Below are 25,510 nucleotides of genomic sequence, written 5' to 3' on the forward strand. Positions count from 1 at the left end.
GCTTTTAGTACCTTCTTCCCCTAGTATGCGTCCGCCGTTCGATTAGATAAAGTGATGTTTTCCGATCATTATCCGTTGGTTATCACGAATAATAGGAGTGCCATGCTGGACGTACGCAGGCTGCGCCTCTTGCGCGAGCTGAAGATCCGCGGCACCCTCGCCGAAGTCGCCGCGGCGCTGAACTTCAGCCCGTCCTCCGTGTCCCAGCAACTCGCACTGCTGGAGAAGGAGGCCGGGGTGGAGCTGCTGCGCAAAACCGGGCGCAAAGTGCAGCTGACACCGCAGGCCGAAGTCCTCGTGGCCCACACCGCCGAGCTGCTCCAGACACTGGAGCGGGCCGAGACGGACCTGGCCGCATCGCTGACCACCGTTACCGGCACCGTGCGCGTGGCCGTGTTCCAGTCGGCCGCGCTGGCGCTGATGCCCGATGCCCTGAGCGCCATGCACGCCGGCTATGCGGAGGTGCGGATCGAAATGGTGCAGCGGGAGCCGGAAACCGCGCTGTATGAAACCTGGGCCCGGGACTTCGATCTGGTGGTTGCCGAGCAATACCCCGGGCATGCGGCCCCGCACCACCCTGAGCTGGACCGGACCAGGCTCACCACGGACGCCATCCGGCTGGCCGTCCCGCCGCAGGGCAGCAGCCGCCGTACCGTTGCCTCGGTGGACGATGCCCGCAACTTGCCATGGGTGATGGAGCCGCGCGGCACGGCCTCCCGTCACTGGGCTGAACAGGCCTGCCGTACCGCCGGCTTCGAACCGGACGTGCGTTACGAGACCGCGGACCTGCAGGCCCAGATCCGCCTGATCGAATCCGGCAACGCCGTGGCCTTCATGCCCGATCTGGTCTGGACCGGCCGGAGCACCAGCTGCGAACTGCTGGAGCTTCCCGGCCAACCGCGGCGTACGGTCTTCACTTCAGTCCGCCACGCCAGCGCCCACCGGCCGGCCATCCTGGCGTTCCGCCGGGTGCTGGAGCAGACCGCGGAGCAGGTAGCGGGCACCTAGCCTCGCCGCGCCACTCGGCTCTAGGCATTAAACAGCTGCGGCCCGCCTTTGCCAGGCGGGCCGCAACCGTATCAGTCGGACTATTTGCTATCAGCCTGCGGGCGTGAAGTCCGTTGCCCCGACGAACTCCGGACGCGGTGCGCCGGCGGAGTACGGTTCTTCACAAGTGTTCTCCACACTGTTGAAGACGATGAACACGTTGGAGCGGGAGAACGGCGTGACGTTCCCGTTCGATGCGTGCATGCAGTTGCAATCGAACATGATCGCTCCACCGGCCTTGCCTTCGAGCACATCGATGCCGAAGCGGTCGGCGAACTCGGCCAGGATCCCCTTGTCCGGGACGCCGGCGCCCTGCATCACCAGGGACTTCTTGTAGTTGTCCTCCGGCGTATTGCCATCGCAGGAGATGTACTCCTTGTGGGAGCCGGGCATGATCATCAGCGGCCCGTTGAAGGAGTAGTTGTCCGTCAGCGAGATCGAGATGCTCACGGCGCGCATCCGCGGCATGCCGTCCTCGGCGTGCCAGGTCTCGAAGTCGGAGTGCCACATGAAATCCTTGCCCTCGAAACCGGGCTTGAAGTTCACGCGGGACTGGTGGATGTACACATCTGAGCCCAGCAGCTGCTTGGCCCGGCCGACCACCCGCGGGTCGTTGGCAATCCGCTTGAAGACCTCGCTGGTCTTGTGCACCTCGAAGATTGAACGGACTTCCTGCGACTTGGCCTCCACGATGGTGCGCTCGTCCGCGCGGACCACCGGATCTTCGGAAAGCCGCTTCAGTTCTGCCCGGAAGGTCTCGAGTTCCTCCGGCGTGATGAGCTGCTCGATGGTGAGGTAGCCTTTTTCCTCGTAACCGGCGAGCGTGGCCTCGTCCATGGGGCCCTCAGCCGCAGTTCCCCAGACAACCTTGTCTTCACGGGTCTGGACGCTGGGCTTTCCTGCCACACGTGTCGGATAAACATCAATGCGCGGTTCTGCTGTTGCAGTCATTCCTATCCTCCTCGTTTTCCTTTTTTGCTACCGATAAGGAAAAAGCCCGGCCAGCTTTGGGCTGATCGGACTTTTTACCTGACCGGGGGTCTTAGTGGGCTGGTTCTTCAACCACCAGCGGGTAGACGCCGTTTTCGTCGTGGATTTCGCGTCCGGTGACCGGCGGGTTGAACACGCAGGCCATGCGCAGTTCCGTAGTGGCGCGCACGGTGTGCTTCTCGTTGCCATCCAGCAGGTACATGGTGCCGTCCTTGATTTCGTGGACTTCACCGGTGACCTCGTTGGTCAGGGTACCTTCGCCCTGCACGCAGTAGACGGCTTCGATGTGGTTCGCGTAGTGGAACGTCGACGTCGTACCAGCGTAAATCACGGTGTCGTGGAACGAGAAGCCTACGCCTTCGCCGGCCAGCACCATGCGGCGGCTGCGCCAGGTTTCGGACTTCACGTCGCGGTCGGTGTCGTTCAGATCGTTCAGGTTGGTAACAAGCATGGATGCTCCTTAAGTCTTGGGGGCGTAAATCTTCGGGCAGCGGCGCTGGTTAGAGCGCACCGACCAGTTCGCGTGCACCGGTGACGGTGCTGGCGGCGTCGAGCAGGATCTCGAGGCCGCGCTCCAGTTCCTCGGCGGTGATCGTCAGTGCCGGCATGAGCTTGACAACTTCGCTCTCGGGGCCGGAGGTTTCCACCAGCAGGCCGCGTTCGTAGGCAGCGGCTGCAATCTTGCCGGCGGTTTCGGTGTCCGGGAAGAACACACCTGCCAGCAGGCCGCGGCCGCGGACGCTGGCGCCCTCAACCGTAGCGGCGAGGCGCTCCAGGCCGTCGTGCAGCTGGGCGATACGGGCAGCGACCTGCTGCTGGAAGGCGTCGTCGCGCCAGTAGGTGTTCAGCGCAGCGGTGCCGGTGACGAAGGCCGGGTTGTGGCCGCGGAACGTTCCGTTGTGCTCGCCCGGCTCCCAGACATCGAGTTCCGGACGGAACAGGGTCAGGGCCATCGGCAGGCCGAAGCCGGAGATGGACTTGGACAGGCAGATGATGTCCGGGGTGAAGCCGGCGTCCTCGAAGCTGAAGAACGTGCCGGTGCGGCCGCAGCCGGCCTGGACATCGTCGACGATCAGCAGGATGTCGTGCTTCTTGCACAGCTCGGACAGGCCCTTGAGCCAGCTCAGGCGTGCGGCGTTGAGGCCGCCTTCGCCTTGGACGGTCTCCACGATGACGGCGGCGGGCTTATCCACGCCGGAACCGCTGTCTTCGAGCACCCGCTCCAGCCACAGGAAGTCCGCGGTCTCGCCGTCGAAGTAATCGTCGTAGGGAATCTTGGAGCTGTTGGTCAGCGGGATGCCAGCGCCCTTGCGCTTCATCGAGTTGCCCGTTACGGACAGCGAGCCCAGCGTCATGCCGTGGAACGCGTTGGTGAAGCTGAGGATGTGCTGGCGCCCGGTGACCTTGCGGGCCAGCTTGAGGGCGGCCTCGACCGAGTTGGTGCCGGTGGGGCCGGGGAACATGACCTTGTGGTCCATGCCGCGCGGCTTGAGGATGACCTCCTGGAAGGTTTCCAGGAAACGGCGCTTGGCCGGGGTCTTCATGTCCAGCGAGTGCACCACGGCGCCGCTGCGCAGGTAGTCCAGCAGCGGCTCGAGCAGCAGCGGGTTGTTGTGGCCGTAGTTCAGCGCGCCGGCGCCGGAGAAGAAGTCAAGGTATTCCTTGCCGTCTTCGGCGTACATCGTGCTGCCCTGCGAGCGTTCGAAAACGGCGGGCCAGCTGCGGCAATATCCACGGACCTCTGATTCAAGCGTTTCAAAAATATCAGTCATGAGAAAGTACTTCCTTCATGTGGTGCGGCCGCTGCAACCTCCTGGGAGGTACGCGCAATGCAGCCGCGGATTAACAAAATTAGTGCTGGAGCAAAACTGCGGAGAAAAGCAGGACGAACAGGGATTGATTACCTAGTTCAGCGGGCCGATCCGGAACAGGAATTCCGTGTCATGGCCGTCGGGGTACATGCTCCGGGTAAACAGGGGATCGCGCTCCAGCGGAACATCCCGGCGCTCGGCAAAGCTGGAGAACAGCCGCATTGATGCAGCGTTGTCGTCTGTGATCGTCGTTTCGACGAAGTCGGAATCCAGCCGTGCGGCCAACTCATCGAGCATGGTGGCGGCGAGTTTCTGACCTCGGAACGCTTGGTTGACGGCAACCTGCCACACCATGAGGGTGCCCGGCTCATCGGGACGTACGTAGCCGGTAACAAAACCGGCCGGTTCATCATCAATGGTGGCCACGACTGACGTCTCCGCGAAGTCGCGGCACCACAGCAAGTAGGAATAGGACGAATTCAAATCCAGGACCTGGGAGTCCTTCGCCATGCGCCACAGCGCGGCGCCGTCATTCAGGGTTGGTTTACGGAATTTTGCTTCTAGCCTCGGACGTGTCTGGGTTTCTGCGAGTTCTTGAACCATCTATTCGACCGTAACGAGATCTGGATGATAATCAACCTGACATCGGCGGATTTGACAGGTTTTGGCCGCCTAGGGGGTTCCCGGGCCCTCTTCGGTGCATTCCGGGTTTGGCCTTATTTTGATTGGCAATCGGCGAAATAACGACGGCGGATATCGCCGCAATAATTATCGTTACCATTCCGTGACATTCAGGGTGTGACAAAACCGACAAATTGAGTCAAAAAGGTCGGTTCCCGGGAGCGCCGGCCACGCGAACGGCCGATTCACGCACCTCGGCGGCCTTGATTAAAGCACAGTACCCCTGCCCGACATATCGTCTGGCAGGGGTACTGCAGCGGTGGGCCCTGCGGGGATCGAACCCGCGACCCGCGGATTAAAAGTCCGATGCTCTACCAACTGAGCTAAAGGCCCGCCAGCCATCCGGCCGGATGCAAGACCCGGACCAAATTGACCGCTACTTACTTTATCGCACCCACGCCCCTACAGATGAATCGCCGGTCCTCGACCGATATGAACCGTAGGAGTATCGTCATGGCATGAACGGAAACAACGGATTTGACGCACCCCGGCCGCATAAGCCAAAGCCATTTGCTCCGTTGGACTTCGAAGGATTCACCGGCGGGGCGGACCCGGCACGGGTTTCCGAAGCGGCCCATCTGGCAGCGCAGGCACTGGTCCACCACGGCCGGGAATCGGATGACCCCGAGATCACCAAGCGGCTGGTCAAGCTGGCGGACCAGCAGGGCCTCGAAGCCATCGCGGAGATGTGGGCCGAGAGCCCCGCACGGTCGCTGCCCGGCGCGCTCTGGCGGCTCTACGCCCTGCGCACCGCCACGCAGCAGAACCCCGAGCGCATGTCCGCCTTCTTCAAGGCCGGCAAGGACGTCGCCGAAGTATCCAACGTGGTGGCCGGTGTTGCCGAACCTCCCGGGGCGGACGAAGTCACCAAGATGGCGGACACCATTCTGTCCGGAGCCTTCGACGGCGAATTCGACATCGCGTTGGACCGCTCCGCTGCGTTCTGCCGCGTTGTGGCCCTCGGACAGACGCACCACGCGGACGCTGCCGAACCCGCCAACGAGAATCATGCGGCAAAACTTACGCAGAGCTCCCATCGCCTGATCAAGACGGCAGAGGACCTCGAAGCGGCGGCCATTGCCTGGCGCCGCGGCGAGCTGGACTAGGGCCGCGCAGCCAGTCCCCCACAGCACCGCAGCACCGGCATCGCACCGTCGCCGACCGCGGGGCATGTTAGCCCTGCCCGGCCCGATTTTCCAGCAGATTTAGCGTTTTTTCCCCGTTATTCCGCAGTGGTTGACATCGATGCTCCGGCGTAGAAAACTGAAGGTGGTGTCGAACTGTGGCAGCCCCGGGCTCCAACTTTTAGCCGCTTTGAGCGGCCATCCGCCGAGAGGCGCTCCCAGTTCGGCACCATTATTCTTGTTCACTTTCAGGCGATACTCTTAGCCTTGCGGACGTCCTCAGCTCCGCAGATTTCTTCCACAGCTAGAGACTTTCGGTGAAACAGTGAAGCTAAGCCTCTTCCCCCAGGAGAACAAGAGCCTGGATCTGCTGACCGAGATGGCGGGTCAAATCCCCCACGGCGTCACCACGCTTTCCGAGATCCTCGGCGCGTCGGCAGATGACTACGCTCGGCTGGCCGAAGAACTGCACCAGCATGACGCCAAGGTTTTCGAGCTTCACTTCGCGCTGATGACACACGTACGCACCAGCTTCATCACGCCGCTGCCCCGTGAGGACCTGTTCCAGATCTCCCGGTACATCGTGGAGGCCTACGAAAAGCTCGACGGCGCCGCCGAACTGATCGCCCTGAACCGGGTAAAAAGGCTTTCCACCAGGGCGTCGGAGCAGCTGGAGGTCATCGCCCGCATGTCGGAGCTGACCCGGGACGCGATGGGACGGCTGAGTTCCCTGCTGGATCTGGATGAGTACTACGTGGAAATGCTGCGGCTGGCCAAGCGCGCGGAGCGGACCCACCGCAACTGGACCGCGGAGGCGCAGAAGGAGCTGAAGACCCCCAACTACCTGCGCCACCGGGACGTCGCCAACCAACTCGTGGAAGTCACCAAGGACTTGCGGCGCGTTTCGAACCACGTAGGCCAGATTCTGATCAAGGAATCGTAGGTGGAGCTGTTCCTGTTCGCAGCAGTTGTCGTCTTCGCCGGATCCTTCGCCTTCATCAACGGTTTCCATGACGTATCCAACGCCGTAGCCACTGCCGTCCGCACCCGCGCACTCACGCCGAGCATCGCCGTCGTTCTTGTGGCTTTTTTCAACTTTGCCGGTGCGATGATCTCCACCGGCCTGGCCCTGCTGGTCAGCGAGGCCTGGATCGGCCTGCCGGAAGGGCCCGAGGGCCTCGGCATCCTCATAGCCGGCCTCCTAAGCGCCTGCGGCTGGGGAATCTACACCTGGTGGCGGCGGATGCCTTCCTCGTCCACCCACGCGCTGGTGGGCGGGCTGGTGGGCTCCGGCGCGGCCTCCGCCTTCCTCGGCGGGCACAACATCATCGCCGGGGAGAACTTCATCGGCACGCAGATTGTCCTGCCGCTGCTGCTCAGCCCCGTCATCGCCTTCGCCATCTCCTACGTTGTGGTGTTTCCGCTGACCTGGATTTCGCGCTACACGGTGCCCAAACGGGCCAACGAGAACAACCGGATGCTCCAGTCCATCCTCGCCGGTGCTTTCGCCTTGGGGCACGGACTCCAGGACGGGCAGCGGACCATGGCCGTGCTGCTGTTGGCGCTGGTCGCTGCGGGGCTGGATACCGGGGACCGGATGCCGCTGTGGGTGCAGCTGTTCGCGGCGACCCTGCTGGCCGCCGGCAGCCTGTTTGGCGGCTGGCGCCTCTCGCACACGCTGGGCTACCGGCTGGTGAGGATGGATCCGCTGCGCGGGGCGGTGGCACAAGGCGTGAGTTCGGCCATGCTGTTCTTCGGCGCGATCGCCCTGCACATCCCGCTTTCCAGCACGCACACCATGACCTCCGCCATTCTGGGCGCCGGGGCCAACCAGCGCTTCGACGCCGTCCGCTGGCGCGTCGCGAACCGGGTTTTCCTGACCTGGGTACTGACCGCCGTCGCAACGGCAATCATGGGCGCGGTCTTCTACCTGGCGCTGGACCCGCTGCTGTAGCTTCCGCCAAAGCACGACGGCGGCACCCGGCTGGCGTGTAACCGCCGGGTGCCGCCGCGGGCAGCTGGGCAGACCCCGGTTGAGTACCCGGGGCGCTCCTGGTTAGCCGAAGCGGCCGGAGACGTAGTCTTCCGTGGACTTCTCGCTCGGGTTGTTGAAGATGGTGGGCGTGTCGTTGTATTCGATCAGTTTGCCGGGCTTGCCGGTGCCGGCAATGTTGAAGAACGCCGTCCTGTCCGAGACGCGGGCGGCCTGCTGCATATTGTGGGTCACGATCACCACGGTGTATTCGGTCTTGAGTTCCTCGATCAGGTCCTCGATGGCAAGCGTCGAGATCGGGTCCAGAGCCGAGCACGGCTCATCCATCAGGATCACCTGCGGGGAGACGGCGATGGCACGGGCAATGCACAGGCGCTGCTGCTGGCCGCCGGAGAGGCCGGAGCCCGGCTTGTCCAGACGGTCCTTGACCTCGTTCCACAGGTTGGCACCGGTCAGCGACTTCTCCACCAACGCGTCCGCATCCGACCTGCTGATCCGCTTGTTGTTCAGCTTCACGCCCGCCAGGACATTGTCCCGGATGGACATGGTGGGGAACGGGTTCGGGCGCTGGAAGACCATGCCGATCTGGCTGCGCACGGTCACAGGGTCGACGCCGGGCCCGTAGAGGTTTTCCCCATCCAGGAGCACCTCGCCCTCGACCCGGGCGCCCGGAAGCACCTCATGCATCCGGTTCAGGGTCCGCAGGAAGGTGGATTTGCCACAGCCGGAGGGGCCGATGAACGCGGTAACGGACCGAGCCTCGATGTTGATGTTCACGCCTTCAACGGCCCGGAAATTTCCGTAGTAGACGTTCAGGTCATTGACGTCGATACGCTTGGACATAGTGTTCCTTCTCTTGGACGCAGGGGGAAGCTTAGCGGCCGGTCTTGGGGGCGAAGAGGCGGGCGATAACCCGGGCGATCAGGTTCAGCAGCATGACGATCAAGATCAGCAGCAGCGCCGCCGCCCAGGCCCGTTGGGCACTCGGATCGATGTTCGTCGGCGAAGTGGGGTTCATCAGCTGCCGGTAGATGAACGTCGGCAGGGTGGTCATCCAGCCCGCAAACGCGTTGAAGTTGATGCTGTTGACGAAGCCGGCGGTGACCAGCAACGGAGCTGTTTCGCCGATAACCCGGGCGATCGCCAGGGTGACACCGGAAGCGATACCGGAGATCGCCGTCGGCACCACGACCTTGATGATGGTGCGCCATTTGCGTACACCCAGGGCATAGGAGGCCTCGCGCAGCTCGTTGGGCACGATCTTGAGCATTTCCTCGGTGGAACGCACCACCACGGGGATCATCAGCACGGACAACGCCACGGCGGCGACAAAGCCGGTACGCGTGGACGGGCCGAAGATCAGGCCGAAGAGCGCCGCCGCGAACAGGCCCGCCACGATGGACGGGATACCTGTCATGACGTCGACGAAGAACGTGATGCCGCGGGAGAGCGGGCCGCCCCGGCTGTACTCGACGAGGTAGACGGCGGTCAGCAACCCCACCGGCACCGATATGACGGTCGCCCAGAAGGTGATCAGGACCGTACCGACGATGCCGTGGTACGCGCCGCCGAGCACCGGGGTGCCGTTCTCGACGGTCTCGTTGTCCACCACGCCGGTCATGCCGTTCATGGAGGTGAACAGGAAGTTGGAGGTCATGCCGGGAAGGCCCTTTTCCAGGACAGTCCAGATGACGGAGACCAGCGGCACCAGCGCAACGATGAACGCCGCGTAGATCAGGTTGGTAGCGAAACGGTCCTTGGCTTTGCGCTCACCCTCAACTGACAGCGTGACCAGGAACCCGGCGATCACAAAGATCACGGCGGAAAACAACGCCCAGCCGACCACATGGAAGCCGATCAGGGAGGAAACGGCAGCGCCCAGTACCAGCGAGCCGGCCAGCACGGCCCAGATGGCCCACTTCGGCAACTGGTTCTTGGTCAGGGTGTTCTTACGCAGCGGCGAAGGCGTGCGCGTGGCGGTCTGCGACATTAGTTTGCCCCCGAGAATTCTTTATGACGGCTAACGATCCAGCGGGCGATCATGTTCACGGCCAGGGTGATGACGAACAGGACCAGGCCGGCGGCAATCAGCTCCGCCAGGCGTAGCCCGAAAGCCTCCGGGAAGTTCAGCGCGATTTCGGCCGCGATGGTCTGGTTGCCGCTCTTGATCAGGCTGGCGATCAGGCCGCCGCCGGAGAGCACCATAGCAACGGCCATCGTTTCGCCCAGGGCACGGCCCAGACCCAGCATGATGGCACTGATGATGCCGGCGCGGGCGAAGGGGAACACGGTCATGCGGATCATTTCCCAGCGGGTGGCACCCATGGCCAGCGCGGCCTCCTCGTGCAGCTTGGGCGTCTGCAGGAAGATCTCCCGGCTGAGCGAGGTGATGATCGGCAGCACCATGACGGAGAGCACGATGCCGGCGGTCAGCATGGTTTTGCCGGTCTGGCTCGCCGGGCCCGCGAAGATCGGGATCCAGCCAGCGTTCTCCGCCAGCCAGACGTACGGGCCCACCAGGGCTGGCGCCAGCACGGTCATGCCCCACGCGCCGTAAACCACGGAGGGGATGGCGGCGAGCAGGTCGATGACGTAGCCGAGCCCCTGGGACAGCTTCCGCGGCGCGTAGTGCGAGATGAACAGCGCCACGCCAATGGAAATCGGGGTAGCAATCAGCAGCGCGATGGCTGCGGCGATGAGCGTGCCGATCACGATCGGCCAGATGTAGGTCCAGAAGCCGCTGCCGCCGGTGATTTCGGCCGGATCCGCGGTAAACGTGGGAAGGGCCTGCCACAGCAGGAATACCGCCACGCAGAAAAGGACGAAGAGAATCAGGCAGCCAGCGAACAATGCGATGCCGGAGAATACCTTATCTCCGGCACGGCCTCTGCTGCCGCTTTCTGTCAATGTGTTGGACACTTCACAACCCTTCGGGCTCCCTGTTGTCTAACGGTCTGGCTTTGTCAGTTTTCACTGTTTTGTCCACGGGAGCAACGTCGGCTCCCTGACACGGGTGCGCCCCGCACGTCATTAGTCCGACGGCGGGGCTCCCCTGGGTACGTGGTGCTACGAGGCCACCGTGATGGATTCGATAGCAGTCTGGGCCTGCTCGCGCAGAGTTTCGGAGATCGGCGCACTGCCTGCGGAGTCGGCAGCGACCTGCTGGCCTTCTTCGCTGATCACATAGTTGCCGAATGCCTTGACCAGGTCAACGGTCTCCTGGTTATCGTAAGCGGTGCAGTAGATGTGGTACGAAACGAGCACAATCGGGTAGGCACCGGATTCGCTGGTGTCGCGCTTGAGGTCGAGGGACATGTCGATGTCGCTGCGGCCCTCGACAGGCGTGGCAACCTCAACGGCCTTGGCCGCGGCTTCCGGGCTGTAGCCGACGAACTCTTCGCCGACCTTGACCTTGACGGTGCCCAGATCGCCGACGGCGGAAGCATCGGCGTAGGTGATGGCCCCATCGGTTGCGCTGGCGGCGGACACAACGCCGGAAGTGCCCTGGGCGTTCTCGGCCACGATGTCGGCGGGCCAGGCGTCGGACGGCTCGTCGGTCCAGACCTCGGGAGCGGCTGCGGCCAGGTACTCCACGAAGTTCTCGGTGGTGCCCGAGTCGTCGGCGCGGTGGACCACCGTGATGGGGGTGTCCGGCAGTTCCACGCCCTCGTTCAGGGTGGCGATCGCCTCGTCGTTCCAGTTGCTGATTTCGCCGCGGAAGATCTTGGCGATGGTCTCCGCGTCGAGGTTCAGCTCGTCAACACCTTCAAGGTTGAAGGCGACAGCGATCGGAGATACGTAACCCGGGATGTGGAAGGCTCCCTCGGGTCCGCACACTTCCTTGGACTTCTCCAGTTCCTCCTCGTCCATGTAGGCATCGGAACCGGCAAACTGCACGCCGCCGGCCAGGAAGTTGTCGCGGCCGGCCCCCGAGCCGTCCGGGGAGTACTGCACGGTGGTTTCCGGGTTCTGCCCCTGGAAGCCGGCCATCCAAGCCTGCATAGCCGCGTCCTGGGAAGAAGCACCGGCGCCGGACAGAGTGCCGGAGACGCCTTCAGCTGCCGCGGCACTGCCACCGGCCTGTGCCTGCGAACCGGTGGCGTTGTCGGAGCCGCAGGCGGTTAGGGCCAGTGCTGCTACGGAAAGTACTGCGGCCGCGCGGCCGAAGCGGAATGCCTTCACTTTGGGTCCCTTTCAGGGTTAGCAAACGAGATGGACGAAAATGCGCGGTTAGGGCCGTGCGGTTTCGTACTTCTACGAAGCTATTCGTGTCAGGTAACGAGATTGACGGGTGAAAATGAACGGAAAGTGAACAGATGCAGGCCATTCGCTAACATCGCCGCTGATGCTGTTGCTTTTGTGATGGAAATCGTATTAGAGGACCGCACCGCCGCTGCCCATCCCGGTGCTCCGGCGACGCACAACGGCACAGTTCCGAAGGCCCTCGGCTTCCCGCCTAGACTGAATCCATGAGTACCGGCGGCCCTCTCTCCCGAGCCCGTACTTTCCTGCGCAACCGCACCCGCGTGGGTTTCAGCCGGAGCAAGGCTTCACTGTTTCCGGCTGCTCGGATGACACTCTGTGCCGTCGCCGCCTACGTGATCGCCGAGCAGCTCCTGGGCCACGAGGGTCCGCTGTTCGCGGCAACGGCGTCGCTGGTCGCCCTCGGGTTCGCCACCGGTCCGCGTTTCCGCAAGGTCATGGAAGTGGCCATCGGCTGCACCCTGGGCATCGCCGTCGGTGATCTGCTCCTGCATTTCCTCGGCTCGGGGATCTGGCAGGCTGCCGCTGTCCTACTGATCTCTATCCTGCTGGCGCGTTTCCTGGACAGCGGGTCCATCTTCTCGACCCAGATGGGCATCCAGTCCGTGCTGGTGGTGCTGTTGCCGGCTCCCGACGGCGGACCGTTCACCCGCAGCCTGGACGCGGTGGTCGGCGGTGCAATGGCGCTGATAGTGACCATGCTGATCCCGGGCGACCCGCGGTCCGCCCCGAAAACCAACCTGCAGAAGCTGCTCAGCGAGCTGGCGTCCGTGCTGCGCGAATGCTCCAACGCGCTCAGCCGCAGTGACTCCACGCTGGCCTGGCACGCCCTGGTCCGGGCGCGCGCCTCGCAGAAGCTGATCGACGAGGTCCGCACGTCCTTTTCGGGCGCGCAGGAAGTGGCGCGGATTTCCCCCGCGTACCGCCGCCACCGCGAAGAAGTGGGCGACCTGCAGAAGTCGGCGGAGATGATCGACCTGGCGATGCGCAACAGCCGGGTCTTTTCCCGGCGCCTGACCTCGGCCATCAACCATGCGGCGATGACCGACGACGCCATCGAATCCTTCGCCGAGGTGCTGCTGGAAGCCGCCGACGCCGTCGAGGTGCTCTCCGCCGGCCTCTCGGATCCGGACGCCGCGGCACGTGAGCGCAGGCTCAGCTCCGCCCGGAACGAACTGGCCGCCGTGGCCACCCGCCTGCATCCGAAGACCCTGGGCATCCAGAAGCTGGAAGGTGAAGGCTTGGTCCTCGTCTTCCGCCCGCTCATGGTCGACCTCCTCGAAGCAACCGGTCTGACCCATGACGAAGCGGCCGCGTACCTGCCAAAACTGTGACCGGCCGGGATTGTCACACCGTTCCGTTAGCCTGATTCCATGAGTTCGAAGACCGCACGCGCCAAAGCGCCCGCCTACCGATGTGCCGAATGCGGCTGGAGCACCGTCAAATGGGTAGGCCGGTGCGGCGAGTGCCAGGCCTGGGGCACCGTGGAGGAGGCCGGGGCCGTCATTTCAAGAACGACGCCGGCCGCGGCCGTTGCGAAACCGGCGCAGCGCATCGCGGACGTGGACGCCTCGACGGCGGCTTTCCAGGCCACCGGCATCGGCGAACTGGACCGGGTGCTGGGCGGCGGTCTGGTGCCGGGCGCCGTCATCCTGCTGGCAGGCGAGCCCGGCGTCGGCAAATCCACCCTGCTGCTGGACGTTGCCGCACGCGTGGCCGGACTGGCCAGGGATGTCCTGTACATCACCGGCGAGGAATCGGCCGCGCAGGTCAAGCTGCGCGCCGAACGCATTTCCGCCATCGCGGATTCCCTGTACCTGACCGCCGAATCTGATCTGGGCATCGCGCTGGGGCAGATCGAAAAAACGGATCCTTCGCTGCTCATCGTGGATTCGGTCCAGACCTTGAGCAGCTCCGCAGTTGAAGGCAGCGCCGGTGGCGTGACCCAGGTCCGCGAAGTAGCTGCCTCGCTGATCAACGCGGCGAAAACCAGGAACATGACCACCATCCTGGTTGGCCATGTCACCAAGGATGGTTCCATTGCCGGGCCCCGGCTGCTGGAGCACCTGGTGGATGTGGTCTGCCAGTTCGAGGGGGACCGGCACTCCAGGCTGCGGCTGCTTCGTGCCATCAAGAACCGCTACGGCCCCACGGATGAAGTGGGCTGCTTCGACCTGACCGAAGAGGGGATTGAAGGGCTGGCTGACCCCAGCGGGCTGTTTATGTCCACGGCGGCGGAGCCGGTTTCCGGTACCTGCATCACCGTGACTCTGGAGGGCCGCAGGCCGCTGCTGGCCGAAGTACAGGCGCTGCTCGCGGAAACCTCCAACGCGCAGCCGCGCCGGGCCACCAGCGGCCTTGATTCCTCCCGGGTGGCCATGATGATGGCCGTGCTGCAGCGCCGGGCAGCCATGTCGCTGCACAAAGATGACAGCTACGTGGCCACCGTCGGCGGCGTGAAGCTGACGGAACCGGCCACGGATCTGGCCACGGCCCTGGCCATCGCCTCGGCCAAGAGCAACAAGCCGCTGCCCAAGGGCCTGATCGCTTTCGGCGAGGTCGGCCTGGCCGGGGAGGTCCGGCCCGTCCCCGGAATCGGCCGGCGCATCCAGGAAGCGGAACGGCTGGGCTTCACCCATGCCGTCGTTCCTGCTTCCCACGGTGGGCCCGGGCAGGTACCCGAGGGCTTCCGCGTCAAGGAGGTCGGCACCGTGGCCGAGGCCCTGGATCTGCTCTTCGGCGCAGGCACTGCCAGCTCCAATTAGGCGGACAGCACCTGGCGCACAGCCGCCGCCACAGCACCAGTCCTGTACAACCGCGGCGGCGGCGCACGCCTCGTCGGCCTATTATGGTGCCTAATGGCTGTTTCCCGCTGCCTTCCGAAACAGGAGGGCTGCGGGCTTCCGCCTGACTGCACTGCGACCGACTGATCAAAGGAAACTTCATGGCTAAGAGCCCCGAGGACGCCTTGAAGGCTACCTTGGCACGTGTCGCTCCGGGCACTCAGCTACGCGACGGACTGGAACGGATTCTCCGCGGTCGCACGGGCGCCCTGATCGTCCTCGGCTATGACAAGCAGGTGGAGTCGATCAGCAGCGGCGGGTTCGACATCGGCATCGGCTTCTCGCCCACAGGCCTGCGGGAGCTGGCCAAAATGGACGGGGCCATTGTCTGCGACCAGGACGCGACGAACATCATCAAAGCCGCCGTACAGCTGGTTCCGGACCCGTCCATCCCCACGCAGGAATCGGGCACCCGGCACCGCACGGCCGAGCGCGTGGCCATTCAGACCGGGCTGCCGGTGATTTCGGTCAGCCAGTCCATGCAGATCATTGCCCTGTACGTGGACGGAATCCGGCACGTGCTCGAAGGTTCGGAGCCCGTACTGGCCCGGGCCAACCAGGCCCTGGCCACCCTGGAACGCTACCGCGCACGCCTGGACCAGGTGACCAGCTCGCTTTCAGCCCTGGAGATCGAAGCCATGGTCACGCTGCGGGACGTCGCCGTGACGCTGCAGCGCCAGGAAATGGTCCGGCGCATCTCGGAGGAAATCTCCCAGTACGTTCTGGAGCTCGGCGTCGACGGACGGCTGCTGTCCCTGCAACTCGATGAGCTCACCTCCGGGCTCGGCCCCGACAGCGAAATGATTCTGCGTGATTACGCCGAGGTCAAGGGTGGCATCGAGGTCGAGCCTGCCCTGGAATCCCTGCGCACGTTCAGCTCCACCGACCTGATCGATCTGGGCCGGATTGCCAGCGTTCTGGGCTTCCAGCCCGGTGTGGACTCGCTAGAAGCGGTTGTCCAACCGCGCGGCTACCGGCTGCTCTCGGCAGTGAAATCCGTTCCGCGGGCCGTGGCCGACCGGCTTGTGGACCACTTCGGCGGCCTGCAGAACCTGATGGCGGCAAACATCGATGACCTGATGGCCGTCGACGGCATCGGAGAGCAGCGCGCACGTGTCATCCGCGAGGGACTGTCCAGAATCGCCGAGACCAGCCTCCTCGACCGCTTTATGTAGGAGCGGGGGACCCGCCCGCTTCGCCTCCAGGGCAAAGGGGCCTGCTTGGCTTACTGCAGGTTAAACACGATTTTGTCGCTGGTCCATGGACCCAGTTTCGCCGTCAAGACGTACGTGCCCGGCTGCGGATTGGCGTTGACCGCCTTACATCCCGGGGCGCTCCGGTTGCGTTCCCAGGTGAACTGCGCCCGTTCGCTTTCGCCCGGCTCGATGGTCCGCATCAGTTCGCTGGTGTCCACGGCGCAGTCCTTGGACGAGAAGATGCGGTCTTCACCGCTCGTCACCAGAAACTCCATGGCGTCCGTGCCCACGTTGACCTCGCAAGCCGAGTTGCCTTTGTTGACGACTTCGAGGATCAGGGTTGGATTCTCACCGGCCGCATAGGCAGGGGCATCCGTCGATGCGGTCACTGAAATTTTGGACTCATCGCAGGCTGCGCTGGCCATCGGGCTGGGGGAAGCAGCCGGCGAGGACACCGCCGGAACGCTGCCGCCGCCGTCGTCGTTGTCCGCTGCGGGCTTGTCCCCGCCGAAGAGGCTGGCGATCCAGAACCCAATAGCAACAAGCAGCGCCATCACGACCAAGGCTGCGATCAGAAGCGCCAGCCTGCGTCTGCGGTAGACAGCCGGGCTCGGCTTGCGGCCGGAACCTGGGGTATTGCGGGTCGCCGAGGCACCGCCGCCGCGCGATGATCCCCTGCCTGTACCTGCCATACCTTAAGGCTAGAGACAGTTCCGCGGCCGAAGCGGTAACACCACGCCGAGGCAGTAAGGTATTGGTGGTCACAGACAAGGAATGCCATGCCCAACCACATGATTACCCGCGCAAAATCGGTTCCGGCGCCCAGTCAAACACGGTATCTGCACGAGCAGATCACCTCCTGGTTCGCCGACAATGCGCGCGAACTACCCTGGCGGGCACCCCGGTGCAGCCCGTGGGGCATCATGGTCAGCGAATTCATGCTCCAACAGACTCCCGTGGTCCGCGTTCTCCCGGTCTGGGAGCAGTGGATGCAGCGGTGGCCGACGCCTGCCGCGCTTGCCGCCGAGCCCAGCGGCGAAGCGCTCCGCGCCTGGGGCCGCCTGGGGTACCCGCGCCGGGCGCTGCGGCTGCACTCGGCCGCAGCAGCGATTGTGGGCCGGCACGGCGGGCAGGTTCCCGGCACCCGGGAGGAACTCCTGCAGCTGCCGGGCGTTGGCACCTACACCGCCGCCGCAATCGCCTCCTTCGCGTTCGAACGCCCGGAAACCGTGGTGGATACCAACATCCGCCGTGTCCACGCCAGGGCGGTCACCGGCCACGCCCTGCCCGCGCCGTCCCTGACGTCGGCAGAGATGAAACTGGCGGCCGCGCTCATGCCTCGCCAGGAGACCAAGGCATGGAATGCCGCCGTGATGGAACTCGGAGCATTGGTCTGCACCGCGCGCTCCCCCAAATGCGGCGCATGCCCGGTACGGGAGCGGTGTGCCTGGGTAGCCGCAGGCCAACCCGAACCGCATTACGTGCCTAAGGGACAAGCCTGGGCCGGTACCGACCGGCAGGTACGCGGCGCCATGATGGCCGTGCTCCGCGAGGCGGAAACGCCCGTCCTGCGCGAGGTGCTGCTGGGCACGGTGGATCTCGTGGACCACGGCACGGGGCATGCGGTCCCCCTGACTAAGCTGCGATCGCTCGGGGCCAGCGACGAGCAGCTGGCACGTTCCTTGGACGGCCTGCTCGCTGACGGGCTCGCAGAAACGGCCGGCAGCGGCGTGCGGTTACCAAATTGACGCTTGGCTGCGACAGCCGCCGCTCCTAAGCTTCGGGTATGCGCCTAAACCGCAGGGAGGGAACCTCCCTTACGACGACGGCGGTAGCCGCCTTGCTGGTATTGGTTACCGGCTGCGGGGCCTCCACCGGCTCCGGGGGATACGCGTGTACCGAAATCGGTGCAGTGTCGGGAATCGGTCTCACCGTTGAACCGGAGCTCGCCGACGAAGTCCGCGCGGCGGAGATACAGATCTGCTGGGACGGCACCTGCGAAAGGCTTCCGCTTGATCTGCACCCGGGCGAACGCATGGTCGACCTGGGGTGCGGGTCGAATCAACCCGATGCAGTATGTTCGGCTACCTCCACGCCGGATGGCACGCTGACCGGCTTCGCACAGCTCGACTCGCTGCCGGCGGGCGAAGTTCAGGTCCGAGCCCACACCACGCGCCACGATGGCTCGCGTGTCGAAACGGAGCCGCTTTCCGCCGCTACCGAAACGGTGTTCCCCAACGGCGAAGAGTGCCCGGGTGAAGCACAGCAGCTGGCGTTGATCCTTGACGCGTCGGGACTGCGTCCACGGTAGATACACACGGCAGGAAAAAGGGAGGGACATGCCGTCCCTCCCTTTCCCTCATTTGGGTGATCTGCAGGTTCAGCGGTTCGGATCGCCGTCCAGGCGGTCCTTCACGTCTTCACCGACATCCTTGATTTTGGCCTCGGCCTGATCCAGCTGGCCTTCAGCCTCCAGATCGCGGTTATCGGTAGCGTCGCCGGCCTTTTCCTTGATCTTGCCGCTGGCTTCCTGTGCCTTGTTCTCGATCCTGTCGCCCAGACCCATGGCTACTGCCCTTCTTCCTGCTGGCCGCCGCCGAAGCGCTCCTGGGCGCCGTCGACAGCTTCGTTTGCCTGATCGCCGAAGCCGCCGAGCTTTTCGCCGTGGTGCTCCTGCGTGTTGTCCACAGCGTCGTTGGCCTTGTCTGAGAGGCCGCCGCCCTGTCCTTCGCCGCCCTCGTTGTTACCCGTGGCATCCTTGGCTGCATTGGTGATGTCGTCAATACCCATAGCGTTCTCACTTTCGGTAGAGAGACAGACCGATCGCGAGATCAGCCCGTCCGCTTGCTGGTCATTCCCAACATCTTCACCGTGGCACAGGCCGCTTTCGGCTGTCCACCCCTCGTGGCGGTTAGACCGCCCGAATCATCCGGGTGTTTCCCAAAGTATTTGGCTTGACCCGGGCCAGGTCCAGAAATTCGGCGACACCTTCATCCTGCGAACGCAGCAGTTCCGAATAAACTTCGGGGTCAACTGCGGACTGGTCGGCCATGACCTCGAAGCCGTGGTGGGTGAAGAAGTCCACTTCGAAGGTCAGGCAGAAGACCCGGTTGACGCCCAGGCTGACTGCCCCGGCCAGCAGGGCCTCGAGCAGCGCCCGGCCCACCCCCTGGCCCTGCCAGTTCGATGAGGTGGCAAGAGTGCGTACCTCGGCGATGTCTTCCCACATCACGTGCAGTGCCCCGCAGCCAATTACTTCGCCGTTGGAAGCCTCCGCGATCTTAAACTCCTGGATGCTCTCAAAATAGGCCACGGCTTCCTTCTCCAGCAGCACACGCTTGTCGGCGAGCGGCTTCACCAGACGGCGGATCTCGGCAACATCGGACGTACGCGCGGGCCGGATCGTGAAGGATGGAGTCATGGTGCAAGTTTAGGGCCCGTTTCCGGTCGAACCTGCCGCCGGGGCTTCAGCCGCCTACGACACTGCCAGCGGGGCCGGGTTGTCATTCGAGACGGTAAAGGTCGGCGACGGTGTCGACGTCGCCGCCGTCGGACTCATCCGAGCAGTCCACGAGATCTACCAGGAACGCATGGCTCTGCAGAAAGGCCCGTGCCCCGCTATCGCCGCTCGCTGCCTCCGCGGCCTGCGCCACGAGCGCCGCATCGAACAACACCGGATGGCCGCGCTGCAGTTCGCCGTCCGCTCCCCGATAAGCGGCCGCGGTGATGCGGCCGGGCTTATGGCTGTCCCGCAACCTCCTCACGATTGCAGACGTGAGGCCGGGTTGATCCACCAATGCGGCCAACATATGGAATCCCGATGGCACCGCGGCTGCGCCCAGCCGGAAGGAGCTGCCCATGCCGCCTGACCAATAAGGATTGTCCAGGACAAGGCAGCCGGACAAATCGGCCTGCCGCCGGACCTGGTCGGAGCCTGCTCCGAGGACCACCACGATTTCGGCGCATCCGCCGTCCCGCAGCACTGATGCCACGTGTGCGACGAGCGGTTCCTGCCGGTATTCCAGCAGCGCCTTCGGTCCGCAGCCCAGCCGTGTGCCTGCTCCGGCCGCGAGCAGCACAGCGGCGGTCGGCTGCGAAGGAGATGTCATGCCCTCACTATAGGCACGCGTCCGCAGCCTGATAGTGGACAACTTGCTGCACCAAGCGTCTACGCGACCGGCGGGCCCTGAAATCTCCAGGACCCGCCGATTCGACGCGTTAGTTGCTCAGGAGCCCGTGCGGGCGGACCCTACTGGGAGAGTGCCGGGGTATCCGGTACTTCCTCGATCGCCTTGGGGGCGCCGGCGCTGGAGAAGGTGAACTTTGCGTCCTCGCCTTCGCCGTCGACGTCCACGCTGATGAGTTCGCCGGGCAGGATCTCGCCAAAGAGGATCTTCTCGGAGAGCTGGTCCTCGACCTCGCGCTGGATGGTGCGGCGCAGCGGCCGCGCGCCCATGGTCGGATCGTAGCCGCGGGTTGCCAGCAGAACCTTGGCCGCCGGCGTCAGCTCGATGGTCATGTTCTTCTCGGCCAGGCGCTTCTCCAGCCGTGTGACGAACAGGTCCACGATCTGGACGATCTCTTCCTGCGTCAGCTGCGGGAAGACCACGGTGTCATCGACACGGTTGAGGAATTCCGGACGGAAGTGCTGCTTGAGCTCATCCTGGACCCGGGCCCGCATCCGCTCATAACCGGTCTTGGTATCCGTACCGGACTGGAAGCCGGTCATGACGCCCTTGGAGATGTCACGGGTACCGAGGTTGGTGGTCATGATAATGACGGTGTTCTTGAAGTCCACCACGCGTCCCTGGCTGTCGGTCAGACGGCCGTCTTCCAGGATCTGCAGCAGCGAGTTGAACAGGTCCGCGTGGGCCTTCTCCACCTCGTCGAACAGCACCACCGAGAACGGACGGCGCCGGACCTTTTCGGTCAGCTGGCCGCCTTCCTCATAGCCGACATAGCCGGGAGGGGCACCGAAGAGCCGGGACACGGTGTGCTTCTCCGAGTATTCCGACATGTCCAGCGTGATCAGGGCATCCTCTTCGCCGAAGAGGAACTCTGCCAGCGCCTTGGCCAGCTCCGTCTTACCAACACCGGTGGGACCGGCGAAGATGAACGAGCCGCTGGGGCGGTTGGGATCCTTCAAGCCGGCACGCGTACGGCGGATAGCCTGCGAAATCGACTTAATGGCCTCATGCTGGCCGATGACCCGCTTGTGCAGCTCGTCTTCCATGTGCATAAGGCGGCTGGACTCTTCTTCGGTGAGCTTGAAGACCGGGATGCCGGTGGAGTTCGCCAGAACCTCGGCAATCAGGTCCTCGTCAACCTCCGCTATCTCGTCCAGGTCACCTGTCTTCCAGGCGCGTTCCTTGTCGGCACGCTCATCCTGGAGCTTGCTTTCCTTGTCGCGGAGCGAGGCAGCACCTTCGAAGTCCTGGGCATCGATGGCAGATTCCTTCTGCTTCTTCAGCTGCGCAATGCGCTCATCGATTTCCTTCAGCTCCGGCGGCGCCGTCATCCGCCGAATGCGGAGCCGCGCGCCGGCCTCGTCGATCAGGTCGATGGCCTTGTCCGGAAGGAAGCGGTCCGAAACGTAGCGGTGCGACAGATGGGCAGCAGCATCCAGGGCACCGTCCGTGATTGACACACGGTGGTGTGCCTCATAACGGTCGCGCAGACCCTTGAGGATCAGAATCGAATGCTCCACCGAAGGCTCGTTGACCTGGATGGGCTGGAAGCGGCGTTCCAGTGCAGCATCCTTTTCGATGTGCTTGCGGTACTCATCAAGAGTGGTGGCACCGATGGTCTGCAGTTCGCCGCGGGCCAGCATCGGCTTAAGGATCGAGGCTGCATCGATGGCGCCTTCGGCGGCACCCGCGCCGACGAGAGTATGGATCTCATCGATGAACAGAATGATGTCCCCGCGCGTGCGGATTTCCTTCAGTACCTTCTTCAGGCGTTCTTCGAAATCACCGCGGTAGCGGGATCCTGCAACGAGCGAACCCAGATCAAGGGTGTACAGCTGCTTGTCCTTGATGGTTTCGGGGACGTCGCCGCGGACAATGGCCTGGGCCAGACCTTCAACCACTGCCGTCTTGCCAACGCCGGGTTCGCCGATCAGGACAGGGTTGTTCTTGGTGCGGCGGGAGAGAACCTGCATGACGCGTTCCATCTCATGCTCGCGCCCAATAACAGGGTCAAGCTTGGACTCGCGGGCAGCCTGGGTCAGGTTGCGGCCGAACTGGTCCAGCACTACGGAACCAGCCGGAGTACCTTCCTGCTGCTGGCCGCTGGCGGATACGGGCTCCTTACCCTGGTAGCCGGAGAGCAGCTGGATGACCTGCTGGCGCACACGGTTCAGATCCGCGCCGAGCTTGACCAGAACCTGAGTGGCGACGCCTTCACCTTCGCGGATGAGACCGAGCAGAATGTGCTCGGTGCCAATGTAGTTGTGGCCTAGCTGTAGAGCTTCACGGAGGGAGAGCTCCAGTACTTTCTTGGCGCGCGGCGTGAAGGGAATGTGGCCGCTGGGAGCCTGCTGGCCCTGGCCGATAATCTCCTGCACCTGCTCGCGCACCCCATTGAGGGAGACACCGAGGAATTCCAGCGCCTTCGCGGCAACACCTTCACCCTCATGGATCAATCCAAGAAGGATATGTTCGGTACCAATGTAATTGTGGTTGAGCATGCGGGCTTCTTCTTGAGCCAGCACGACAACGCGACGGGCACGGTCGGTAAATCTCTCAAACATCTCGCACACTCCTAGCTACTGCGTACTTTGATGCTACGTGGCCGAAAGACGATTTTGGGGTCTGTTCGCCCTAGGGATAATGGCCGACCGTAAACCAGATCCGGGACAGGCCCGCCTGCCGTATGGATAAAGGGCGGACCTGCGGGTCCGCCCTTTATGGAAGAGTTATAAAAATCTACTTGCGCCCACGCTGCTGATGACGGGGGACTGTGCTGCTAGCCGCCGTGGGCCCGGCGGTAAGCCTCGATGATCTCGGACTGTACGCGGCCGCGCTCACTGACGGTGTAACCGTTCTCCCGCGCCCAGGCCCGCACGGCCGATGCGTCCTGGCTCCGGCCTGCAGAAGCCGGCTTGACCTTTCCGGCGCGGGTGGGAACCTTTCTGGCCTTCTCGACATAAGTCTTCATCGCATCTCTCAGCGCTTCAGCATTCTTCGATGAAAGATCAATCTCGTAATTGATTGCATCCAGCGCAAAACGCACCGTTTCATCGGCACTGCCACCATCCAGGTCATCAACCAGAATGATTTTCACTTCCTGTGCCACAGGAGCTCCTCAATATTGAAGTTTTAGTAATCCCATTGGCTTCCCCAAAACCAATTTGATTATTGCCTATCAATGAATAGCTGGCAACACGGGATGTTTCTGCTGTGCACAAAAGAGTCTCGCGATTATGCGAATCGATCCCAAATGGAAGCCGCGCCGATTTCAGTGAATGCCGCTAATCCGCTTCCCACAGGTAATTGAAGGCCGACGCTGCATAGCCCGGATAATTAGTATTATCGATGTTGCTTTACGTGCCGGCGGGCGGCAGGCGACGCTGAGGTCTCCCATCACAATCCTGTCCCGCGCCAGGGATAGCGGCTGCCTTGGAGCTCACGGAGCGGTAGCCGGGGTTGCACGGGCGCAGAGGGCCGTCATTACCCGCTGCTAAATGATTAGCCCGGCGGCGAAGAATATCAGCCACGGCACAGGTAAATATCGGTCCTGCCGCTCATGCGTAGGCGACAGACACCGGTAGAAGAATTATGGCCAGGCCAGCGGTGACGCGACCGCGGGCCTGGCCATGACTGTCAACGGGCAGTTCAATACGGCCAGACAGACATATAGAGGCTGAAGCTAATTACTGTGACCCTGCTGATCGGCCTCGTACTCGGCTTGAGCGAGGGCTTCACGCTCCCGGCGGTCAGCGTTGAACACGGCTTTCATAGCGAAGTAAAAAATCAGGCCGACACCGGTTGAAGGAGCCAATACCCACAAATATTCCAACATGATTATCCCAATTCAGGTTTCAAGAGCGGGAAGAGAATGGTCTCCCGGATTCCCGTCTGGGTGAAGAGCATGACCAGCCGGTCAATACCCAGGCCAATGCCGCCCATGGGCGGCGCGCCGTATTCCAGCGCACGAAGGAAATCTTCGTCCAGCTGCATCGCTTCGTGGTCACCCGAGGCCGCCTTGCGCGACTGTTCGGTGAGCCGTTCACGCTGCACAACAGGGTCGATGAGCTCGGAGAAGGCGGTACCGCGTTCCATGCCGCCGATGATCAGGTCCCAGGCTTCGATGAGCCCGGGCTTGCTCCTGTGCGCTCGGGCCAGAGGCTGGGCTGCCGGCGGGTAGTCGTACACGAAGGTCGGCTGCAGCAGTGTCGGTTCCACGATTTCACCGAAAAGTTCGATAACGGTCTTTTCGGTGTCCCACTGGGGTTCCACCCTGACGCCATGCTTTTCGGCGATGGCCCGCAAGGTACTGCCATGGGTTTCGGGCGTGATCTCCTCGCCCACGGCTTCGGAAAGTCCTGGGTAAACGCCGAGCCAGCGCCATTCCCCGTTGAGGTCGATGGTGCCGGCGTCGGTCTCGATGACGCGGCTGCCCACGGTGTCCGCTGCATTGAGGATCATTTCCTTCATGCGGTCGGCCATCACAAACTGGTCGGCGTAGGCCTCGTAGCTTTCCAGCGTGGTGAATTCCGGGCTATGGGTCGAGTCCACACCTTCGTTGCGGAAGATGCGCCCGATCTCGAACACGCGGTCAATACCGCCGACCACAGCGCGCTTCAGGAAGAGCTCGGTGGCGATGCGCAGCGTCATGTCCTGGTCGAAGGCGTTCAAATGGGTTCGAAACGGCCGGGCGGCCGCACCGCCGTGGATGAGCTGGAGCATCGGGGTCTCCACCTCCACGTAGTCGCGGTTGTGCAGCGTTTCCCGGATGGAGCGAATGATCGCCGCGCGGGTGTAGACCATCTGGCGCGCCTCGTCGCGGACCATCAGGTCCACGTAGCGCTGGCGCACCCGCGTCTCTTCGTTCAGGCCGGCATGCAGGACGGGCAGCGGGCGCAGCGCCTTGGAGACCATCGACCAGGAATCGGCCATGACCGAGAGCTCTCCGCGCTTGGAGGAGATGACCTCGCCGCGCACAAACACATGGTCGCCCAGATCCACCATGGACTTCCAGCCGGCCAGCGCATCCTCACCGACGTTGGCAAGGCTCAGCATGGCCTGCAGCCGGGTGCCGTTGCCCTCCTGCAGGGTGGCGAAGCACAGCTTGCCCGTGTTGCGGACGAAAACCACTCGGCCGGAGACGCCGACGGTTTCACCGGTGGTCTCATCGGCCGCTAGGTGACCGTACTTCTCGCGGACCTCATTGAGAGTGCGGGTCCGGTCAACACCCACCGGATAGGGCTCCACACCGCTCTCAAGCAGTTTGGCGCGCTTGTCCATGCGCACGCGCATCTGCTCGGAGACGTCCGAAGGTTCCGGGGAAGGGGTGGGGGTTTTATGTGTGGTCACGATAGTTAAGGTTACCGGTTGTGCTC

The 25,510-nt window shown here is 63.6% G+C and carries 25 protein-coding genes and 1 tRNA gene; 9 read left to right on the plus strand and 17 right to left on the minus strand.

The genetic code is table 11. From position 1 onward, the window contains the following. Positions 1–102 precede the first annotated feature (102 nt). A complete protein-coding gene (locus tag B0G38_RS00965) occupies positions 103–1,008 on the plus strand; it encodes a LysR family transcriptional regulator (RefSeq protein ID WP_264667699.1) in 906 nt (301 codons plus the stop codon). A 90-nt stretch (positions 1,009–1,098) separates the two neighbouring features. Here the strand turns inward: B0G38_RS00965 and thpD are convergent, their stop codons facing one another. From thpD to B0G38_RS00990, 5 genes are all read right to left on the minus strand, one after another. After that, the gene (gene thpD, locus B0G38_RS00970; protein ID WP_264667700.1) at positions 1,099–1,998 is read right to left on the minus strand and encodes an ectoine hydroxylase; all 900 of its coding nucleotides are present in this window, start codon (positions 1,996–1,998) and stop codon (positions 1,099–1,101) included. Between the two features lie 91 nt (positions 1,999–2,089). After that, the gene (locus B0G38_RS00975) at positions 2,090–2,488 is read right to left on the minus strand and encodes an ectoine synthase (RefSeq protein ID WP_264667701.1); all 399 of its coding nucleotides are present in this window, start codon (positions 2,486–2,488) and stop codon (positions 2,090–2,092) included. Between the two features lie 49 nt (positions 2,489–2,537). Further along, positions 2,538–3,809 carry a diaminobutyrate--2-oxoglutarate transaminase gene (ectB, locus tag B0G38_RS00980; RefSeq protein ID WP_264667702.1) on the minus strand — a complete coding sequence of 424 codons (1,272 nt, stop codon included), beginning with the start codon at positions 3,807–3,809 and terminating at the stop codon, positions 2,538–2,540. 132 nt (positions 3,810–3,941) lie between these two features. Continuing rightward, positions 3,942–4,451: a diaminobutyrate acetyltransferase gene (gene ectA, locus B0G38_RS00985; protein ID WP_264667703.1), complete on the minus strand. Its 510-nt coding sequence runs from the start codon at positions 4,449–4,451 to the stop codon at positions 3,942–3,944. Positions 4,452–4,789: 338 nt separating this feature from the next. Then, positions 4,790–4,862: transfer RNA gene (locus B0G38_RS00990), tRNA-Lys, on the minus strand. Between the two features lie 125 nt (positions 4,863–4,987). Between B0G38_RS00990 and B0G38_RS00995 the strand changes: the two genes are divergently transcribed. The 3 genes from B0G38_RS00995 (at position 4,988) to B0G38_RS01005 (ending at position 7,607) form a co-directional block, all read left to right on the plus strand. Next, positions 4,988–5,635 (plus strand): hypothetical protein, encoded by a 648-nt coding sequence (locus B0G38_RS00995; RefSeq protein ID WP_264667704.1) that lies wholly within the window; start codon positions 4,988–4,990, stop codon positions 5,633–5,635. 343 nt (positions 5,636–5,978) lie between these two features. Then, complete coding sequence (locus B0G38_RS01000) at positions 5,979–6,596, plus strand: DUF47 domain-containing protein (protein WP_264667705.1); 618 nt, start codon at positions 5,979–5,981, stop codon at positions 6,594–6,596. Continuing rightward, a complete protein-coding gene (locus tag B0G38_RS01005) occupies positions 6,597–7,607 on the plus strand; it encodes an inorganic phosphate transporter (protein WP_264667706.1) in 1,011 nt (336 codons plus the stop codon). Positions 7,608–7,709: 102 nt separating this feature from the next. On the opposite strand, the gene pstB is transcribed toward B0G38_RS01005, so the two are convergent. From pstB to pstS, 4 genes are all read right to left on the minus strand, one after another. Next, positions 7,710–8,489: a phosphate ABC transporter ATP-binding protein PstB gene (gene pstB, locus B0G38_RS01010; RefSeq protein ID WP_264667707.1), complete on the minus strand. Its 780-nt coding sequence runs from the start codon at positions 8,487–8,489 to the stop codon at positions 7,710–7,712. A 31-nt stretch (positions 8,490–8,520) separates the two neighbouring features. After that, a complete protein-coding gene (gene pstA, locus B0G38_RS01015; RefSeq protein WP_264667708.1) occupies positions 8,521–9,636 on the minus strand; it encodes a phosphate ABC transporter permease PstA in 1,116 nt (371 codons plus the stop codon). After that, positions 9,636–10,565 (minus strand): phosphate ABC transporter permease subunit PstC, encoded by a 930-nt coding sequence (pstC, locus tag B0G38_RS01020; RefSeq protein ID WP_264667709.1) that lies wholly within the window; start codon positions 10,563–10,565, stop codon positions 9,636–9,638. The genes pstA and pstC overlap by 1 nt, the downstream gene beginning before the upstream one ends. A 147-nt stretch (positions 10,566–10,712) precedes the next feature. Then, on the minus strand, positions 10,713–11,828 hold the full coding sequence (gene pstS / locus B0G38_RS01025; protein ID WP_264667710.1) for a phosphate ABC transporter substrate-binding protein PstS: 1,116 nt from the start codon (positions 11,826–11,828) through the stop codon (positions 10,713–10,715). Between the two features lie 287 nt (positions 11,829–12,115). On the opposite strand from pstS, the gene B0G38_RS01030 reads away from it, so the two are divergent. The 3 genes from B0G38_RS01030 to disA all read left to right on the plus strand — a co-directional run bounded on the left by B0G38_RS01030 (position 12,116) and on the right by disA (position 15,927). Further along, positions 12,116–13,243, plus strand: a complete 1,128-nt coding sequence (locus tag B0G38_RS01030; protein ID WP_264667711.1) for an FUSC family protein — start codon at positions 12,116–12,118, stop codon at positions 13,241–13,243. 39 nt (positions 13,244–13,282) lie between these two features. After that, positions 13,283–14,674: a DNA repair protein RadA gene (gene radA, locus B0G38_RS01035; protein WP_264667712.1), complete on the plus strand. Its 1,392-nt coding sequence runs from the start codon at positions 13,283–13,285 to the stop codon at positions 14,672–14,674. 179 nt (positions 14,675–14,853) lie between these two features. Then, the gene (gene disA, locus B0G38_RS01040) at positions 14,854–15,927 is read left to right on the plus strand and encodes a DNA integrity scanning diadenylate cyclase DisA (RefSeq protein ID WP_264667713.1); all 1,074 of its coding nucleotides are present in this window, start codon (positions 14,854–14,856) and stop codon (positions 15,925–15,927) included. Positions 15,928–15,977: 50 nt separating this feature from the next. Here disA and B0G38_RS01045 read toward each other — a convergent pair whose 3' ends face one another. After that, positions 15,978–16,640, minus strand: a complete 663-nt coding sequence (locus tag B0G38_RS01045) for a hypothetical protein (RefSeq protein WP_264667714.1) — start codon at positions 16,638–16,640, stop codon at positions 15,978–15,980. Positions 16,641–16,727: 87 nt separating this feature from the next. On the opposite strand from B0G38_RS01045, the gene B0G38_RS01050 reads away from it, so the two are divergent. Both B0G38_RS01050 and B0G38_RS01055 read left to right on the plus strand, forming a co-directional pair. Beyond that, positions 16,728–17,696, plus strand: coding sequence for an HhH-GPD family protein (locus B0G38_RS01050; protein WP_264667715.1), 969 nt, complete (start codon positions 16,728–16,730; stop codon positions 17,694–17,696). 38 nt (positions 17,697–17,734) lie between these two features. Then, the gene (locus tag B0G38_RS01055) at positions 17,735–18,259 is read left to right on the plus strand and encodes a hypothetical protein (protein ID WP_264667716.1); all 525 of its coding nucleotides are present in this window, start codon (positions 17,735–17,737) and stop codon (positions 18,257–18,259) included. A gap of 69 nt (positions 18,260–18,328) precedes the next feature. On the opposite strand, the gene B0G38_RS01060 is transcribed toward B0G38_RS01055, so the two are convergent. The 7 genes from B0G38_RS01060 to lysS form a co-directional block, all read right to left on the minus strand. After that, positions 18,329–18,514 (minus strand): CsbD family protein, encoded by a 186-nt coding sequence (locus B0G38_RS01060; protein ID WP_074700205.1) that lies wholly within the window; start codon positions 18,512–18,514, stop codon positions 18,329–18,331. A gap of 2 nt (positions 18,515–18,516) precedes the next feature. Beyond that, positions 18,517–18,738, minus strand: coding sequence for a hypothetical protein (locus B0G38_RS01065; protein WP_264667717.1), 222 nt, complete (start codon positions 18,736–18,738; stop codon positions 18,517–18,519). Between the two features lie 121 nt (positions 18,739–18,859). Continuing rightward, positions 18,860–19,369 carry an amino-acid N-acetyltransferase gene (locus tag B0G38_RS01070; protein WP_264667718.1) on the minus strand — a complete coding sequence of 170 codons (510 nt, stop codon included), beginning with the start codon at positions 19,367–19,369 and terminating at the stop codon, positions 18,860–18,862. Positions 19,370–19,451: 82 nt separating this feature from the next. Next, entirely contained in the window at positions 19,452–20,057 is a 606-nt protein-coding gene (nboR, locus tag B0G38_RS01075; protein WP_264667719.1) for a nicotine blue oxidoreductase, read from the minus strand. Positions 20,058–20,197: 140 nt separating this feature from the next. Continuing rightward, the gene (locus B0G38_RS01080; RefSeq protein ID WP_264667720.1) at positions 20,198–22,699 is read right to left on the minus strand and encodes an ATP-dependent Clp protease ATP-binding subunit; all 2,502 of its coding nucleotides are present in this window, start codon (positions 22,697–22,699) and stop codon (positions 20,198–20,200) included. 215 nt (positions 22,700–22,914) lie between these two features. Next, on the minus strand, positions 22,915–23,244 hold the full coding sequence (locus B0G38_RS01085) for a histone-like nucleoid-structuring protein Lsr2 (RefSeq protein ID WP_169992271.1): 330 nt from the start codon (positions 23,242–23,244) through the stop codon (positions 22,915–22,917). A gap of 728 nt (positions 23,245–23,972) precedes the next feature. After that, a complete protein-coding gene (gene lysS, locus B0G38_RS01090) occupies positions 23,973–25,427 on the minus strand; it encodes a lysine--tRNA ligase (protein WP_264667974.1) in 1,455 nt (484 codons plus the stop codon). Between the last annotated feature and the right edge of the window lie 83 nt (positions 25,428–25,510).

The sequence above is a fragment of the Crystallibacter permensis genome (assembly GCF_025960875.1).
Classification (GTDB): Bacteria; Actinomycetota; Actinomycetes; order Actinomycetales; family Micrococcaceae; genus Crystallibacter; species Crystallibacter permensis.

Excerpts from the sequence above, each read along its gene's own strand:
- B0G38_RS00965 (WP_264667699.1), top strand. The coding sequence starts at position 103 with ATGCTGGACGTACGCAGGCTGCGCCTCTTGCGCGAGCTGAAGATCCGC.
- thpD (WP_264667700.1), bottom strand. The coding sequence starts at position 1,998 with ATGACTGCAACAGCAGAACCGCGCATTGATGTTTATCCGACACGTGTG.
- B0G38_RS00975 (WP_264667701.1), bottom strand. The coding sequence starts at position 2,488 with ATGCTTGTTACCAACCTGAACGATCTGAACGACACCGACCGCGACGTG.
- ectB (WP_264667702.1), bottom strand. The coding sequence starts at position 3,809 with ATGACTGATATTTTTGAAACGCTTGAATCAGAGGTCCGTGGATATTGC.
- ectA (WP_264667703.1), bottom strand. The coding sequence starts at position 4,451 with ATGGTTCAAGAACTCGCAGAAACCCAGACACGTCCGAGGCTAGAAGCA.
- B0G38_RS00995 (WP_264667704.1), top strand. The coding sequence starts at position 4,988 with ATGAACGGAAACAACGGATTTGACGCACCCCGGCCGCATAAGCCAAAG.
- pstB (WP_264667707.1), bottom strand. The coding sequence starts at position 8,489 with ATGTCCAAGCGTATCGACGTCAATGACCTGAACGTCTACTACGGAAAT.
- pstA (WP_264667708.1), bottom strand. The coding sequence starts at position 9,636 with ATGTCGCAGACCGCCACGCGCACGCCTTCGCCGCTGCGTAAGAACACC.
- B0G38_RS01030 (WP_264667711.1), top strand. The coding sequence starts at position 12,116 with ATGAGTACCGGCGGCCCTCTCTCCCGAGCCCGTACTTTCCTGCGCAAC.
- radA (WP_264667712.1), top strand. The coding sequence starts at position 13,283 with ATGAGTTCGAAGACCGCACGCGCCAAAGCGCCCGCCTACCGATGTGCC.
- disA (WP_264667713.1), top strand. The coding sequence starts at position 14,854 with ATGGCTAAGAGCCCCGAGGACGCCTTGAAGGCTACCTTGGCACGTGTC.
- B0G38_RS01045 (WP_264667714.1), bottom strand. The coding sequence starts at position 16,640 with ATGGCAGGTACAGGCAGGGGATCATCGCGCGGCGGCGGTGCCTCGGCG.
- B0G38_RS01050 (WP_264667715.1), top strand. The coding sequence starts at position 16,728 with ATGCCCAACCACATGATTACCCGCGCAAAATCGGTTCCGGCGCCCAGT.
- B0G38_RS01055 (WP_264667716.1), top strand. The coding sequence starts at position 17,735 with ATGCGCCTAAACCGCAGGGAGGGAACCTCCCTTACGACGACGGCGGTA.
- B0G38_RS01060 (WP_074700205.1), bottom strand. The coding sequence starts at position 18,514 with ATGGGTCTGGGCGACAGGATCGAGAACAAGGCACAGGAAGCCAGCGGC.
- B0G38_RS01065 (WP_264667717.1), bottom strand. The coding sequence starts at position 18,738 with ATGGGTATTGACGACATCACCAATGCAGCCAAGGATGCCACGGGTAAC.
- B0G38_RS01070 (WP_264667718.1), bottom strand. The coding sequence starts at position 19,369 with ATGACTCCATCCTTCACGATCCGGCCCGCGCGTACGTCCGATGTTGCC.
- nboR (WP_264667719.1), bottom strand. The coding sequence starts at position 20,057 with ATGACATCTCCTTCGCAGCCGACCGCCGCTGTGCTGCTCGCGGCCGGA.
- B0G38_RS01080 (WP_264667720.1), bottom strand. The coding sequence starts at position 22,699 with ATGTTTGAGAGATTTACCGACCGTGCCCGTCGCGTTGTCGTGCTGGCT.
- lysS (WP_264667974.1), bottom strand. The coding sequence starts at position 25,427 with ATGCGCGTGCGCATGGACAAGCGCGCCAAACTGCTTGAGAGCGGTGTG.